This window comes from Anaerostipes rhamnosivorans, assembly GCF_005280655.1.
Classification (GTDB): domain Bacteria; phylum Bacillota; class Clostridia; order Lachnospirales; family Lachnospiraceae; genus Anaerostipes; species Anaerostipes rhamnosivorans.
In genome coordinates this window covers 404,855-417,614 of record NZ_CP040058.1, presented here as the reverse complement: position 1 = coordinate 417,614, position 12,760 = coordinate 404,855, and the positions used below count along the sequence as shown (strand labels likewise).

General features: G+C 44.6%; 15 protein-coding genes and 2 tRNA genes. 6 read left to right on the top strand and 11 right to left on the bottom strand.

Annotated elements, in window-relative coordinates:
- Nucleotides 1-2 precede the first annotated feature (2 nt).
- Genes AR1Y2_RS02090 through AR1Y2_RS02085 form a run of 3 tightly spaced genes read right to left on the bottom strand, consistent with a single transcriptional unit; the run spans nucleotide 3 to nucleotide 665 of the window.
- Nucleotides 3-233 carry a hypothetical protein gene (locus AR1Y2_RS02090; RefSeq protein WP_137327475.1) on the bottom strand — a complete coding sequence of 77 codons (231 nt, stop codon included), beginning with the start codon at nucleotides 231-233 and terminating at the stop codon, nucleotides 3-5.
- Between the two features lie 47 nt (nucleotides 234-280).
- Nucleotides 281-406 (bottom strand): hypothetical protein, encoded by a 126-nt coding sequence (locus tag AR1Y2_RS18130; protein ID WP_282432115.1) that lies wholly within the window; start codon nucleotides 404-406, stop codon nucleotides 281-283.
- Nucleotides 407-455: 49 nt separating this feature from the next.
- Nucleotides 456-665 (bottom strand): DNA-binding protein, encoded by a 210-nt coding sequence (locus tag AR1Y2_RS02085; protein ID WP_137327474.1) that lies wholly within the window; start codon nucleotides 663-665, stop codon nucleotides 456-458.
- A 174-nt stretch (nucleotides 666-839) separates the two neighbouring features.
- Between AR1Y2_RS02085 and AR1Y2_RS02080 the strand changes: the two genes are divergently transcribed.
- Both AR1Y2_RS02080 and AR1Y2_RS02075 read left to right on the top strand, forming a co-directional pair.
- Nucleotides 840-1,163: a helix-turn-helix domain-containing protein gene (locus AR1Y2_RS02080; protein WP_137327473.1), complete on the top strand. Its 324-nt coding sequence runs from the start codon at nucleotides 840-842 to the stop codon at nucleotides 1,161-1,163.
- A 221-nt stretch (nucleotides 1,164-1,384) separates the two neighbouring features.
- Nucleotides 1,385-1,588: a cold-shock protein gene (locus tag AR1Y2_RS02075; RefSeq protein ID WP_137327472.1), complete on the top strand. Its 204-nt coding sequence runs from the start codon at nucleotides 1,385-1,387 to the stop codon at nucleotides 1,586-1,588.
- A gap of 70 nt (nucleotides 1,589-1,658) precedes the next feature.
- Here AR1Y2_RS02075 and AR1Y2_RS02070 read toward each other — a convergent pair whose 3' ends face one another.
- Both AR1Y2_RS02070 and AR1Y2_RS17670 read right to left on the bottom strand, forming a co-directional pair.
- A complete protein-coding gene (locus AR1Y2_RS02070; protein WP_137327471.1) occupies nucleotides 1,659-1,904 on the bottom strand; it encodes a hypothetical protein in 246 nt (81 codons plus the stop codon).
- A 525-nt stretch (nucleotides 1,905-2,429) separates the two neighbouring features.
- Nucleotides 2,430-2,603, bottom strand: coding sequence for a hypothetical protein (locus AR1Y2_RS17670; protein WP_175403567.1), 174 nt, complete (start codon nucleotides 2,601-2,603; stop codon nucleotides 2,430-2,432).
- 240 nt (nucleotides 2,604-2,843) lie between these two features.
- Here AR1Y2_RS17670 and AR1Y2_RS02065 point away from each other — a divergent pair, with 240 nt between their 5' ends.
- Nucleotides 2,844-3,281, top strand: coding sequence for a MarR family winged helix-turn-helix transcriptional regulator (locus AR1Y2_RS02065; protein WP_243118824.1), 438 nt, complete (start codon nucleotides 2,844-2,846; stop codon nucleotides 3,279-3,281).
- 1 nt (nucleotide 3,282) lies between these two features.
- A complete protein-coding gene (locus AR1Y2_RS02060) occupies nucleotides 3,283-4,692 on the top strand; it encodes an MATE family efflux transporter (protein ID WP_243118823.1) in 1,410 nt (469 codons plus the stop codon).
- Nucleotides 4,693-4,818: 126 nt separating this feature from the next.
- Here AR1Y2_RS02060 and AR1Y2_RS02055 read toward each other — a convergent pair.
- Nucleotides 4,819-4,905, bottom strand: a tRNA-Leu gene (locus AR1Y2_RS02055).
- Between the two features lie 3 nt (nucleotides 4,906-4,908).
- Nucleotides 4,909-4,990, bottom strand: a tRNA-Tyr gene (locus AR1Y2_RS02050).
- Nucleotides 4,991-5,138: 148 nt separating this feature from the next.
- Between AR1Y2_RS02050 and AR1Y2_RS02045 the strand changes: the two genes are divergently transcribed.
- Nucleotides 5,139-6,398, top strand: coding sequence for a dicarboxylate/amino acid:cation symporter (locus AR1Y2_RS02045; RefSeq protein WP_137327470.1), 1,260 nt, complete (start codon nucleotides 5,139-5,141; stop codon nucleotides 6,396-6,398).
- 374 nt (nucleotides 6,399-6,772) lie between these two features.
- On the opposite strand, the gene ftsH is transcribed toward AR1Y2_RS02045, so the two are convergent.
- The 4 genes from ftsH to AR1Y2_RS02025 all read right to left on the bottom strand — a co-directional run bounded on the left by ftsH (nucleotide 6,773) and on the right by AR1Y2_RS02025 (nucleotide 11,903).
- Nucleotides 6,773-8,524 (bottom strand): ATP-dependent zinc metalloprotease FtsH, encoded by a 1,752-nt coding sequence (gene ftsH, locus AR1Y2_RS02040; RefSeq protein WP_137330165.1) that lies wholly within the window; start codon nucleotides 8,522-8,524, stop codon nucleotides 6,773-6,775.
- Between the two features lie 96 nt (nucleotides 8,525-8,620).
- Nucleotides 8,621-9,145, bottom strand: a complete 525-nt coding sequence (hpt, locus tag AR1Y2_RS02035; protein WP_137327469.1) for a hypoxanthine phosphoribosyltransferase — start codon at nucleotides 9,143-9,145, stop codon at nucleotides 8,621-8,623.
- Between the two features lie 15 nt (nucleotides 9,146-9,160).
- A complete protein-coding gene (tilS, locus tag AR1Y2_RS02030) occupies nucleotides 9,161-10,474 on the bottom strand; it encodes a tRNA lysidine(34) synthetase TilS (RefSeq protein ID WP_137327468.1) in 1,314 nt (437 codons plus the stop codon).
- A 31-nt stretch (nucleotides 10,475-10,505) separates the two neighbouring features.
- On the bottom strand, nucleotides 10,506-11,903 hold the full coding sequence (locus AR1Y2_RS02025) for a SpoIIE family protein phosphatase (RefSeq protein ID WP_137327467.1): 1,398 nt from the start codon (nucleotides 11,901-11,903) through the stop codon (nucleotides 10,506-10,508).
- 152 nt (nucleotides 11,904-12,055) lie between these two features.
- Here AR1Y2_RS02025 and AR1Y2_RS02020 point away from each other — a divergent pair, with 152 nt between their 5' ends.
- Nucleotides 12,056-12,736 carry a Crp/Fnr family transcriptional regulator gene (locus tag AR1Y2_RS02020; RefSeq protein ID WP_137327466.1) on the top strand — a complete coding sequence of 227 codons (681 nt, stop codon included), beginning with the start codon at nucleotides 12,056-12,058 and terminating at the stop codon, nucleotides 12,734-12,736.
- The last annotated feature ends 24 nt before the right edge of the window (nucleotides 12,737-12,760 follow it).

Here is a 12,760-nt window from a genome sequence, read left to right as displayed (position 1 = left end):
AGTTACAATTTCCTGAGAAAACGGATCTCACCGTCTATATGGCTCTGTGTAACAGCCTCGATAGATTCTGTCTCATCTTCATCTTCATAAAAATGCCAGCCCATAAGCGGCTGGAAAAACCAATCCACAAAATCATCCTGCTCACAGATATCCCCCGTCATAAGCTTGTCCAGAGCAAAATCAAATGCCTGGTTCTCGGGAACCCGGATCCCATCCTTTTCATAAAATGCCATGCTATTCACCTCCGGAGAACAGTTCATCTTCCTGTAATGTCTTTGTTTTAATTATCCAGCCATGCCATTCCCCCAAGTGCCATAAACAATGCCACCCACAGAGGGACAGCCCGGATACTGATAAGACATACTGACAGCACAACCAGTATGTGCCCCATTTTTCTTTCCATCATCACTCTCCTGATTTTATATCTTGCTATATCAAAACATATGTTCTATAATTTAACTAGGCTCCCTCGTAAATAAATACTGGACATCATATTTTGGAAAAAATACCTTTTGTATCTTGCAGGCCTCCTGAAAGTAAAACCCTTTTTTTGTAGACCCATTGGCCGTATCACTGATCGTTTGATATCTTTTTCCCAATAGTTCTGCAATCTGCGTATATGTAACATGTTCTTCATTCATTGCTCTATTTAAGTTTTTATACATTTAAGCACCTCCTTATATTCTTAATTCCGAATTTATGTTTAAATTATATACTCATTTGAGTGTATAGTCAACCTAAAATATTCTGATTTCCATATTTATTCGTTTTTCCGAATATATTCGTTTACATTTTATTTTTTCTCATATATAATGAAGGAGATTGAAAGAGGTGGAATCATGGAAAAGGCAAAAATCTTAAACAGACTCATTAAGGAACAGGGCTATAACCTGCGGTCTTTCGCCAGCAAATGTAATATGCCGTACACTACTTTATATGGGATCATAAGAAATGGTGCCGGAAAAGCCAGCGTTGACAATGTGATTAGCATATGCAGGCATTTAGGGATCACAGTTGAAGAACTGAATAATATGGCTGAGGGGATCACATCTGACAAGACATCTCCGTCACACGATGATTTAAAAACTCTCATTGCCAGAAACGGAAAAGAAATGTCCACGGAAGATAAAATGGAACTTATTAAGATGTTGTCAGAGCTATAGTTTTCTCCGGATTATGAGAAGAAGATATTGTTGGACTTAAAGTATTTTTCAGAATTGATTGACAATTATATCAATCCATGATATTATAAAAAAGTATTTTGATAAGATTTTGATTTTCACATATTTTTTGTAAATCATTACTACTTCTTGATGATTTACAAAAAATATGTGATTTTTTTATTTTAGCTTCAAATACAATAAAAAATATTAGGAGGTACCACATGAATAACGGTACAGTAAAATGGTTTAACAGCACTAAAGGATTTGGATTTATCACAAACGAAAGCACTGGAGAAGATGTATTCGTACATTTTTCAGGAATCGCTTCAGAAGGTTTTAAAACTTTAGAAGACGGTCAGAAAGTGACATTTGAGACAACTCAGGGTAACCGCGGGTTACAGGCTGTCAACGTTTGTCTTGCATAATATTTCAAACATGGAAAAGGCTGCTCAGTTTTGAACTGAGCAGCCTTTTTTATTCCACTTTCCATTAAAACTAAAGCTTAACAATATCGCTGATCTCATCAAACTGTACCGCGAATCCTTCCTCATCCTTAACCATATGAAGAATATCATCTTCTTCACTGTAACGGGCAAACTCAACGAGCATAAATATTCCTGTTATAGTTTTGCCTGATGCCGTCACCTGAATCTTGTCTCCTTGTGAGATAAAAACATCTTCTTTTACCTGCCCGTCCTCTTTCAGGATTTTTACACCCGGCAGCAAACTTGTAATTTCCATAGCCCTTCGCCTCCATCAAAAAAATAATTACAGATAAAATTATACCTTATTGCGCAAAGCACGTCCACCCGAAGGGTATGAAATACGGTGTGCCCTGTGGGTATGACATTTTCACCAGTTCTCCGGCTTGCTGTCTCAGGGACGTAAGATTTTCTAACTTTCAGCAAAGCCTCTCCGGCGGCCCGTTCGGAACTCGCTGGCGCTCAGACAGCCTCACTGCGCAATGCGCACCGCCTACGAGTCTTTACTTCAAGAAGAAAAACTAACGTCCCTTCGAATGCAAGGCCTCCGAACTGGTGAAAATGGACGTAATGTCTGCTGGAGATGGCTGTTGTTCTTTTGAATTGTACTAATCAGAAGGCATATAAAATGTAGGTTGATGTGAGTCAAAAGGGGCTGCTCCACGAAAGTTATTTACCACTATTGGAGGAGCGCATTTCAAAAGCGCGACGGAAATAGTGGTAAATAACTCATACATTATCGTGCGTAGCACGCCAAGCCCGAAGGGCATAAAATATGAGAGTCTCATCTTTCCGGTTTATCTTCTAATATGCTGTTTCGTCTGGCGTCATCAAAGATTTTTTTCATACGCTTGTCCAGTTCTTTGGATGTTTGATCTTCCGGTATAAGCTTTGCGTCCGGTAATCCCAACTCATCTAATATATTCCTTTTTTGATCATTCCCTGAATTGTTGTTCATTCCCTTTTCTCCTTATATTGTTATTTTATCACCAGTGTTCCCGCCCCGTTCCTGGCAATATATGGTATTTTCTTGATGCACTTATATATAATTTATTCTTTCAACTAGTTGAATATGCAACTAATATGTGTTATACTTGTTACAGTTAAATTAGTATTCGGATATTTCCGTGTCCGGTATACTAATTTTTTTGTCCCAAAATAGTTGGATGTTCAACTATCTGTTTGAGAGGAGGTTTCTATGAAAAAAATCAGCAGGATGATTTCTGTTATTCACCGCCAGGGAATGCGCTTTTTTGACTTTTCCCTGTCTAAGACAGAGATCGGCCCTGGACAGCAGTTCTTTCTAGTCTGCATCCACGAAAATCCTGGTATCAGTATGCAGCAGCTGGCCCAGATAGGCCATTTTGATAAAGGGACAGTTACAAAAGCTGTTAAAAAAATGGAGGATCAGGGATATTTAAGACGGGAGCCGGATGACTGTGATAAAAGAATTCATCACCTGTATACCACACGGGAGGCAGAACCTGCACTTCAGATGATTTATGATCTGCGGGAACAGTGGAATGAAATCCTGGTAAAGGGCCTGACACAGGAAGAGATCCATCAGGCAGAGGCGCTGCTTACAAAAATATCAGACAATGCATATTCTTATATAGAAAAAAGGAGGGTAAAGTAATTTGGAAACTCAAATACAGACACAAAGAAAAGAAAACCCACTGGGCTATGAACCGGTAGGAAAATTGCTGCTTCAATTCGCAGTTCCATCCACGATCTCAGTCCTTGTGAATTCCGTTTACAATATCGTAGATCAGATTTTCATCGGTCAGGGCGTCGGATATCTGGGAAACGCCGCTACCACAGTCACATTTCCTATCATTACGATCATCATGGCATTTGCCACACTACTCGGCTCCGGCGGAAGCGCTTACGCCGCTATCAAACTTGGCCAGAAAAAGGAACAGGAAGCGGAAAAGACGCTGAACAATAACTTTATGCTGTCCATCATCATGGGAATCGTACTGGCCGTGATCGGCTTTATTTTTATGGAACCGATCCTCCGATTGTTCGGAGCCACAGACAGCATCATGCCTTACGCAAAAGATTACGCTTCCATTATTCTAATCGGTGTACCTTTCAGTGTGATCGGACCATGTCTTTCCAATATGGCAAGGACGGACGGCAGCCCCAGGCTGTCCATGTACGGCATTCTGATCGGAGCTGTGCTGAATACGATCCTTGATCCAATTTACATCTTTAAATTTCACTGGGGTGTCAAAGGCGCCGCAGTCGCAACGATTACATCACAGATCATTTCCGCTCTGATCCTGTTTCTATACTTCTGCAAAAAAAGCCAGATGCGTCTGCACCTGAAGGAGCTGAAGCTGGATGCTTCGATCTGTAAAAATGTCATTGCGCTGGGCACATCCTCCGGCATAACCCAGCTGGTGGCCTGTGTCATGCAGATCACGATGAATAATTCACTTGTATACTACGGGAATATAAGCAAAGTAGGGGGAGATGTGGCACTGAGTGCCATGGGAATTGTCATGAAGCTTGCAATGATCCTTGCATCCGTTTGTATCGGCATCGGCATTGGTTCACAGACAATCTTCGGATTTAACTTCGGTGCGGAGAAATACCACCGGATCAAGCATCTGTTTAAAAATGCGGTAGCAGCGGCAACTGTTTCTGTACTCATCGGATGGCTGGTCTGTCAGTTGTTCCCTGGATTGATCGTCCAGCTTTTCGGAGGCGGCAACTCTGCGTTTGTAAGCTTTGCTGAAAAATGCCTCAGGATCTATCTGTTTGGTATTTTCTGTGCCGGTTTCCAGATTGTATCCACCAACTACTTCCAGGCTACGGGACAGCCGTTGAAAGCATCGGTTCTCTCCATGCTCCGCCAGCTTCTGCTTTTGGTTCCGCTGATCTTGATCCTTCCGCTTTTTTTCGGACTAAACGGGATCCTCTTTGCGGGTCCTATCGCTGATATGTCATCCGCTGTAATCGTTGCTCTCTTTGTCATACCAGAGATGAAAAAACTGAATCGGCGTATTACAGAAAAGGATATGGAAACCAGTGGCGCATAATATTACTACAATAATTATATCATTATTTACTTTTTTTTACAATAGAGTTTGTTGTATTTATACGATGATTTATAATTCAAATATAAAAATGGCCCCAATCCTAAGATTGAGGCCATTTTCCGATAATGCCGTTGACCGGAATCGAACCGGTACGGGAGTATAAGTCCCGCAGGATTTTAAGTCCTGTGCGTCTGCCAGTTCCGCCACAACGGCTGATGGTGGGAGAAGGATTCGAACCTTCGAAGGCGTTGCCAACAGATTTACAGTCTGCCCCCTTTGGCCACTCGGGAATCCCACCATGTCACCTGACAATTTAAAATTATACTGTATGAAATATGAAATTGCAAGTATTTTTTTAATAATTCCGGTTAATCCCATTGTTTTTCTCGACCTTTTCCTTTAAAATATTTTGTGGTTACACTACAAATCTAGGAGAAAAAGAAAGTATGAATGAAAAAAAACAAAAAAAGAAATTATCATTAACTGTGATGATTCTCAGCGCCCTATTTTTAGGAATCGTTGCGGGGCTGCTGCTTCAGGGCCACCCTAAAATAGCTGACAACTACATTCAGCCCTTCGGAACCATATTCTTAAACCTGATCAAAATGATCGTTGTTCCGGTTGTCCTGTTTTCCATCATTCAGGGAGTCGTGTCCCTGCAGGATATTAAAAAAGTAGGCTCCATCGGAGGAAAGACCATCTGTTTTTACATCGTGACAACAGCGTTCGCTGTTACGTTCGGCCTGCTATTCGCAAATGTACTGAATGTCGGCGGAGGTTATGTGATGGACAGTTCTTCCCTTCAAGCGTATGAGGGAGCAACCAAGGCCCCTTCCCTGATCGATACTCTGGTGAATATCTTTCCATCAAACGCAGTGGAGCCCTTAGTAAGCGCAACCATGCTTCAGGTCATCGTCATTGCCTTATTTTTTGGTTTCGGTATCATAATAGCAGGAGACAAGGGAAAACCTGCGGCGGACTTGGTGGAAAGTCTCTCCGAAGTCTGTATCAACATCATGAGTATTATCATCCATCTTTCCCCCATCGGTGTATTTGCTTTGATCACACCTGTGGTTGCCGCAAATGGACCATCGGTGCTTCTTCCTCTTCTGAAACTGATCGGAGTGGCATACCTGACCAGCATCGTCCATATGGTTGTCGTCTATTCCAGCGCAGTCAAGGGTTTCAGCGGCATCAGCCCTTTGAAATTCTTTAAAGAACAGAGCCCGGCTATGCTGTTTGCCTTCTCCAGCGCCAGCAGTGTAGGAACTCTTCCGTTTAACTATGAGTGCACAGAAAAGCTGGGCGCCCGCAAGGAGATCGCAAGTTTTGTACTTCCTCTGGGAGCCACCATCAACATGGACGGCACAGCAATTTACCAGGGAGTCAGCGCCATCTTTATCGCCCAGATCTTTGGCGTACATCTGACCTTAAGCCAGCAGCTGATGATCATCCTGACCACCACCCTGGCCTCCATCGGAACCGCAGGAGTTCCAGGTTCCGGTGTGATCATGCTTGCCATGGTACTGCAAAGCGTCGGTCTTCCGCTGGAAGGAATCGCTCTCGTAGCCGGTGTGGACCGTATCCTTGACATGGCAAGGACCACAGTAAATATCACAGGAGACGCAGCCTGCACTATCTGTGTAGATGCTATGGAAAAACGGAAAGAAGCACGGAGAAAAGTAAAGATATCCAATAATATATGACATTTTCACCAGTTCTCCGGCGGCCCGTTCGGAACTCGCTGATGCTCAGACAGCCTCACTGCGCAATGCGCACCGCCTACGAGTCTTTACTTCAAGAAAAAAAACTAACGTCCCTTCGAATGCAAGGCCTCCGAACTGGTGAAAATGGACGTAATGTCTGCTGGAGATGGCTGTTGTTCTTTTGAATTGTACTAATCAGAAGGCATATAAAATGTAGGTTGATGTGAGTCAAAAGGGGCTGCTCCACGAAAGTTATTTACCACTATTGGAGGAGCGCATTTCAAAAGCGCGACGGAAATAGTGGTAAATAACTCATACCTAATAAATTAAAAAAAGATCCGCACTGCCTTTACAAATTGCAGTGCGGAACTTTTTTATGCCTCGGTTCCTTCAAATAATATTTCGAATTCGCTCTGGTTGATCCGTTCTCTTTCCAGCAGCAGTTTGGCGCAGCTGTGCAGAACTTCCATGTGTTCTTCTATAATAGCTTTCGCCTTTTTGTAGCAGTCATCTACAATGTCTTTTACTTCTTCGTCAATAATCGTTGCCACACGTTCTCCATATGGACGAGGCTGGCCGATCTCTTTTCCTAAGAAGACCTCATCGCCTTCTCCGGTGTCATAGTTGATCAGTCCAAGGCGGTCTGACATTCCGTATTCAGTCACCATGGATCTGGCGAGCTGTGTCACCTGCTTGATATCCTGGGAAGCCCCTGTGGTGATATCCTCAAAGATCAGTTCTTCCGCGATCCTTCCGCCAAGACTCACCATAATGTTGTGGAGCATCTTGCCCTTGGTGTTAAACACATTGTCATTTTCCGGAAGCGGCATAGTATAACCTGCTGCTCCCACCCCGGTTGGTATGATAGAAACGGTATATACAGGGCCCATGTCCGGAAGTACATGGAATAAAATAGCATGCCCTGCCTCGTGATATGCAGTAATCCTGCGCTCACTCTCCGGAACTACACGGCTCTTCTTCTCCGTACCGATTCCCACTTTGATAAAGGATTTATCAATATCTTCTTTTACGATATAGCCCCTGTTGTTTTTGGCTGCCTGTATCGCTGCCTCATTCATCAGGTTCTCCAGGTCAGCACCCACAAACCCTGCAGTCGTCCTCGCGATCTGTTGTAAATCCACATCGTCGCCTAACGGTTTCTTCTTGGCATGGATCTTTAAGATCTCTTCCCTTCCTTTCACGTCCGGGCGTCCCACTCCCACTTTCCGGTCAAAACGTCCCGGGCGGAGGATCGCCGGATCAAGGATATCCACACGGTTGGTTGCCGCAATAACGATAATACCCTCGTTTACTCCAAAGCCGTCCATCTCAACCAGCATCTGGTTTAATGTCTGCTCCCTCTCATCGTGTCCGCCGCCAAGTCCGGATCCTCTCCGCCTTGCCACTGCGTCAATCTCATCGATAAAAATAATACATGGCGCGTTTTTCTTCGCTTCCGCAAACAAATCTCTTACACGGGCAGCACCAACGCCGACAAACATTTCCACGAAATCGGATCCTGAGATACTAAAAAATGGAACATTGGCTTCCCCTGCCACAGCTTTTGCAATCAGAGTTTTACCTGTTCCCGGAGGCCCCACTAAAAGAACACCCTTCGGGATCCTTGCCCCGATTCCGATAAACTTCTTCGGGTTCTTCAGAAAATCCACGACCTCTTCTAGTTCTTCTTTTTCCTCGGTCAGCCCTGCTACGTCATCAAATGTGACCTTCGGACCATCCGGGTTTGCCATTTTGGCACGGCTCTTCCCAAAGTCCATCATCTTTCCGCCGCCGCCATTCTGCTTCATCATCATGACCAGGAAAAAGACAAGGATGCCGACCATCAGAAGGTTCGGCAGCAGAGTCGTGATCCACTCGCCGCTGTGGTCAATAGGTTTTACAACCATCTTTTTATAGAGATCCGGATACTTTGTCTCAATCTCCTTTACCGCTGTATCTACATTTGTGATATTGCAGTTCTTGTAAACTTCATTTTTTAATTCTACCGTCATAGTGCCGGTGGGAACCTCTTTGTTTTGTTTCATTGTGATTCCGACAACCTGGCCCGCTTTTGCGTCCTGACGAAACTGTGCGTAATTATAATTGTCTTCCGTGCTGTTCATCATCCTGGAAAAATAAATAATCCCCAGACATAATATCACTGCAAGGAACAAAAAATTGCTGTTTCCTTTTCTTGGGTTCAACTTACTGTCTCCTCTCTGCTACTCTTCTGCGACACCAATGTATGGAAGATTCCTGTACTTCTGTGCAAAATCCAGCCCGTATCCGACAACGAATTCATCCGGTACATCAAATCCTGTGTACGCCACTTCCACATCTACTTCCCTGCGCTCCGGTTTGTTCAGCAGGGTACAGATCTGAATACTCTTGGGCTTTCGGCTCAGAAGCATGGGCTTTAAATGATTCAGGGTCTTACCGGAATCGATGATATCTTCCACGATCAATACTTCTTTATTTTCAATGGGCTCATCCAGGTCCTTTGCGATTTTTACGATTCCTGAAGATTCTCTGGAATCTCCATAGCTGGACACAGACATAAAATCAATCGTCACTGGGACCGTGATCCTTTTGGCAAGCTCACAGGCAAAAAATACACCGCCCTTTAAGATGGCAATCAAATGAACTTCCTTCCCTGCAAAGTCTCTGCTGATCTGAGCTCCCATTTCCTCAATCCTCTTGTCCACAGCCTTCTCCGAGATCAACTCTCTAATCCCTACTTGTTCCATCTTTCCGTTTTCCTCCTAATTGTATTCCAATTTTAAATATCTTTTCGTTTCTTCTGAGACCTTATACATTTCGCTCAGCCGGTATCCGATGATCCAGACGATCCGGCTTCCGTCCGCCACAAGGGGGATATGATCCCTCTCCTCTCTCGGAATCTTCTCATCAATAAAATACCGGTTTAAGGACTTGCTCTTTCCGTCCTTTGAAAAAATGAGAAAATCTCCGGGCCGTCGGTACCGCAATTGGATGTCATTGTCTATTTTATCATAATCAATGATTTTGGTAAAATCTTTTTGTCCCGTTTTTTGATCCCGGTCTGTCTCTGTAAGGATTAAATGTCCCTGCGGTGTGTCCTCCTGCTCATCCTGGGCGGTCTCCACGATCAGTCCTCCATATGTTTTTATACCCCTGAGCCCATACGGAAGATCGACCGATTTTCCTGTCTCCTTAAAAGCCAGATCACATAAACTCTGAATGTGGACCTTTTCAATATCCTTCTTTTTCTGCGCAGTCTTCTCTATGGCCTGCTTTGCCAGAAGCCTGCGCACCGGCTCTGCCTGCTTAAGAAATTTTTCCAGATCAATGCGGCAGCCCTTTTCATCCTGTTTTACACAGCTGGTCCAGGCCTCTGACAGCAGCTCATCTAAATACCTGCTCCACTCTTCTAGTTCCTGCGACAGTGAAAAAATATGCTCCACCGCCTTTGAATTGACCTGGGTAAGCACCGGGATCACCTGATTACGGATCTTATTTCTTGCATACGTATTATCTTCGTTGCTGGCGTCTTCCATCCAGCTTTGGTTCTTTTCTTTTAAATAGTCCAGGATTTCTGCCTTGGACAGACACAAAAGAGGCCGGATCACATCCCCCCGGACAGGCTCCATTCCCTTCAGACCCTGGATGCCTGTTCCTCTGGCCATCCGGTAAAGGACCGTTTCCGCCTGATCATTCTGATGGTGGGCCACTGCGATCTTTCCGCCTCCGTGCTGCTCCAATACCGATCTGAAACACCGGTAGCGGACCAGTCTTCCTGCTTCCTCCAAGGAGATGGACTTCCGCCGGGATATCCCCTGCACGTCTTCTGCAAAAGTTATCCACGGTACCTGAAGTCTTTGGCAGAGTTTCTCCACAAACTGCTGGTCTTTTCCCGCCTCACTGCGGATACCGTGATTGACATGGACCACTTTTAATGTGAGGCTATACTCCTGCCTGAGTCCGCATAAAAGCAGGAGCAGACATACGGAATCTGCTCCCCCGGAGACTCCCACAGCAATGAAGTCCCCCTTTTGAATCATATGATGTTGTTGAATGAAACTGTGTACTTTATTCATAATACTACTTTATCATTCCCAATCCACGGATTCAATACTTATCCCAAATTCCGAGGCCGATCATGGTCATATCGTCCTTTTTTTCATAACCTTCTGTGCTCTCAATCTTTTCCATCAGTTCATCCACAAATCCCTGAGGCCTTGTGGTATTGATTTGGGTCATATATTCCATCAGCAGTTCCACACCGTTTCCTCCCAGGGAATCAATGATGCCGTCACTGACCTGAAGGATAAAATCTTCCGCCTCAAGCTTCTTTCTGTGTATCGGAAGTTTTTTCTCCTTCAATACCCCTACCGGCAGGCTGTCCAGCTGGACCATCTCTACCTGCCCCTTGCGTTTCAGAAAACACGGGCATGCACCTAACTTTAAAAAACTTCCGATCCCTGCGTACAGATCGATCTGAATATAGTCCAAGGTTGAGTACCTCTCCTTTTCCGGCCAGAATACAAAAATCGACTGCAGCAGCTGGATGGCTCTTTTTTCGTCCAGCCCCACCTCAAGCAGCTCCTCCAGGGTCTCAATGACTGCCTTGCTGTCTTTGTTTGCCGCATTTCCGGTGCCCATACCGTCGGAGATCATAGAGACAAATCTGTGATTCCCAACCGTTCCCATAGAAAAATTATCCCCATTTTTCATATCTTCTTTCTCAGCCCTGGAAATAACTCCGGTCAAAACGTGAAATTTGGTGGCCGCCTGGACACCCATCATTTCATATGTTTCCCCGATGGCCTGTTTACCGTTGGGCAGAGGCTGCAGTTTTTCCTGCAGGATAACAGAGAGCCACCTGGCCACCTCCTTGGTTGTCCTCTCTCTGCCTTTCTGCGCCTTTAAAAACAGGTAGATCTGTTTCCCTCTCATATCATCCTCATAAATATACACTTTTTTCACTTTCAAATGATGGGCTTTCAGCCCCTTTTCAATCCTTTCCTGTATCGGCTGCACTCCGGAAAGCTGGTATTTCTGCGCGGCAAAGCTTCTGAACATTCTACCGGCCTCTATGTACTGCTCTCCGATCATTCTGCGCATCTCGATAAACCTCTGTTCGCAGGCGTACAAGAAAAGCTCCCTCTCATAGATGGTGTTGATTTCATCCACCCACTCCTTTTCTCTCTGACATCTGCACACGGAGCGGATATTCTGAACGCTCAAACCTCCCTGCTTCTCCAGCAGAGCGCCCAGCTTGTCCCGGTCCTCCAGGGTAAGCTGGCACTTTTCCTTTCCCTGGCATAGCATACATTCTTTCAGGATCGTACTCTCTATGATCGTTCTCCCGTCTTTCTTTTCCAGATCCTCTCTCTGTTCCGCACACATCCTTTTCCCTATGGTGGTAAGACAATGTTCCATCTGTTTCATATTATATGATGTAATATCCTCCAGTTCATTGAAGAAGATTTCTTCCACTGGTTCTTTTTTCTTTATAATCGGCATCCTGGACCCTCCTTCAGCTATTAATTATACAAGGGGCTTATGTCACAATTTGCTGAAATGGATCAAAGGCGCACAATTCCCTGTAAAGAACCCTTGTTATTTTCCTCCGGGACAGCTAAAATGATCTTACATTAAGTTTTAGGAGGTAACGAATGGAGTATGCAGACCAAGTAGTTCCTATTTTAAAATCGTCTCTTCCCTTCTGGGAACACTTAAAAGAAGCTGAGAAAAAAAACCTCTCTCAGTGGTCCCAGCTGGTGCACTATGGAAAAGGAGGGATGATCCGGTGCCAGAACTGCGAATGCACTGGCGTACTTATCATTAAAAGCGGAAGTGTGCGGACCTTCATGCTCTCAGAGGAGGGAAAAGAGATCACACTGTACCGTCTGGATCAGGGAGATGTCTGTGTTCTTTCCGCTTCCTGTGTCCTCTCTGCGATCACCTTTGAGGTGCAGATGGAGGCTGTAACAGAAAGTGAGATCGTCCAGATCAGCGCAGGCGCATATTCAGAGGTTGTAGACCAGAATATCTATGCGGAAGCATTTACTTATAAGCAGGCCACCGAGCGCTTTTCAGACGTTATGTGGACCATGCAGCAGATCCTGTTTATGAGCTTTGACAAACGTCTGGCCATTTTTCTCCTTGATGAAAGCGGAAAGACCGGCTCCGACACAATTCGGATGACTCACGAACAGATAGCAAAATACACCGGCAGTGCCAGGGAAGTGGTCAGCCGTATGTTAAAATATTTTTCTTCCGAGGGACTTGTAAAGCTGTCCCGGGGCGGAGTATCTATTCTAGACAAAAAAGGACTAAAACAGCTGATCGCCTGATGTAAGCGGTCACTGGAAAACAAA

Coding starts and splice junctions, on each gene's coding strand:
- AR1Y2_RS02090 (WP_137327475.1), bottom strand. CDS start 233: ATGGCATTTTATGAAAAGGATGGGATCCGGGTTCCCGAGAACCAGGCA.
- AR1Y2_RS18130 (WP_282432115.1), bottom strand. CDS start 406: ATGATGGAAAGAAAAATGGGGCACATACTGGTTGTGCTGTCAGTATGT.
- AR1Y2_RS02085 (WP_137327474.1), bottom strand. CDS start 665: ATGTATAAAAACTTAAATAGAGCAATGAATGAAGAACATGTTACATAT.
- AR1Y2_RS02080 (WP_137327473.1), top strand. CDS start 840: ATGGAAAAGGCAAAAATCTTAAACAGACTCATTAAGGAACAGGGCTAT.
- AR1Y2_RS02075 (WP_137327472.1), top strand. CDS start 1,385: ATGAATAACGGTACAGTAAAATGGTTTAACAGCACTAAAGGATTTGGA.
- AR1Y2_RS02070 (WP_137327471.1), bottom strand. CDS start 1,904: ATGGAAATTACAAGTTTGCTGCCGGGTGTAAAAATCCTGAAAGAGGAC.
- AR1Y2_RS17670 (WP_175403567.1), bottom strand. CDS start 2,603: ATGAACAACAATTCAGGGAATGATCAAAAAAGGAATATATTAGATGAG.
- AR1Y2_RS02065 (WP_243118824.1), top strand. CDS start 2,844: ATGAAAAAAATCAGCAGGATGATTTCTGTTATTCACCGCCAGGGAATG.
- AR1Y2_RS02045 (WP_137327470.1), top strand. CDS start 5,139: ATGAATGAAAAAAAACAAAAAAAGAAATTATCATTAACTGTGATGATT.
- ftsH (WP_137330165.1), bottom strand. CDS start 8,524: ATGATGAACAGCACGGAAGACAATTATAATTACGCACAGTTTCGTCAG.
- hpt (WP_137327469.1), bottom strand. CDS start 9,145: ATGGAACAAGTAGGGATTAGAGAGTTGATCTCGGAGAAGGCTGTGGAC.
- tilS (WP_137327468.1), bottom strand. CDS start 10,474: ATGAATAAAGTACACAGTTTCATTCAACAACATCATATGATTCAAAAG.
- AR1Y2_RS02025 (WP_137327467.1), bottom strand. CDS start 11,903: ATGCCGATTATAAAGAAAAAAGAACCAGTGGAAGAAATCTTCTTCAAT.
- AR1Y2_RS02020 (WP_137327466.1), top strand. CDS start 12,056: ATGGAGTATGCAGACCAAGTAGTTCCTATTTTAAAATCGTCTCTTCCC.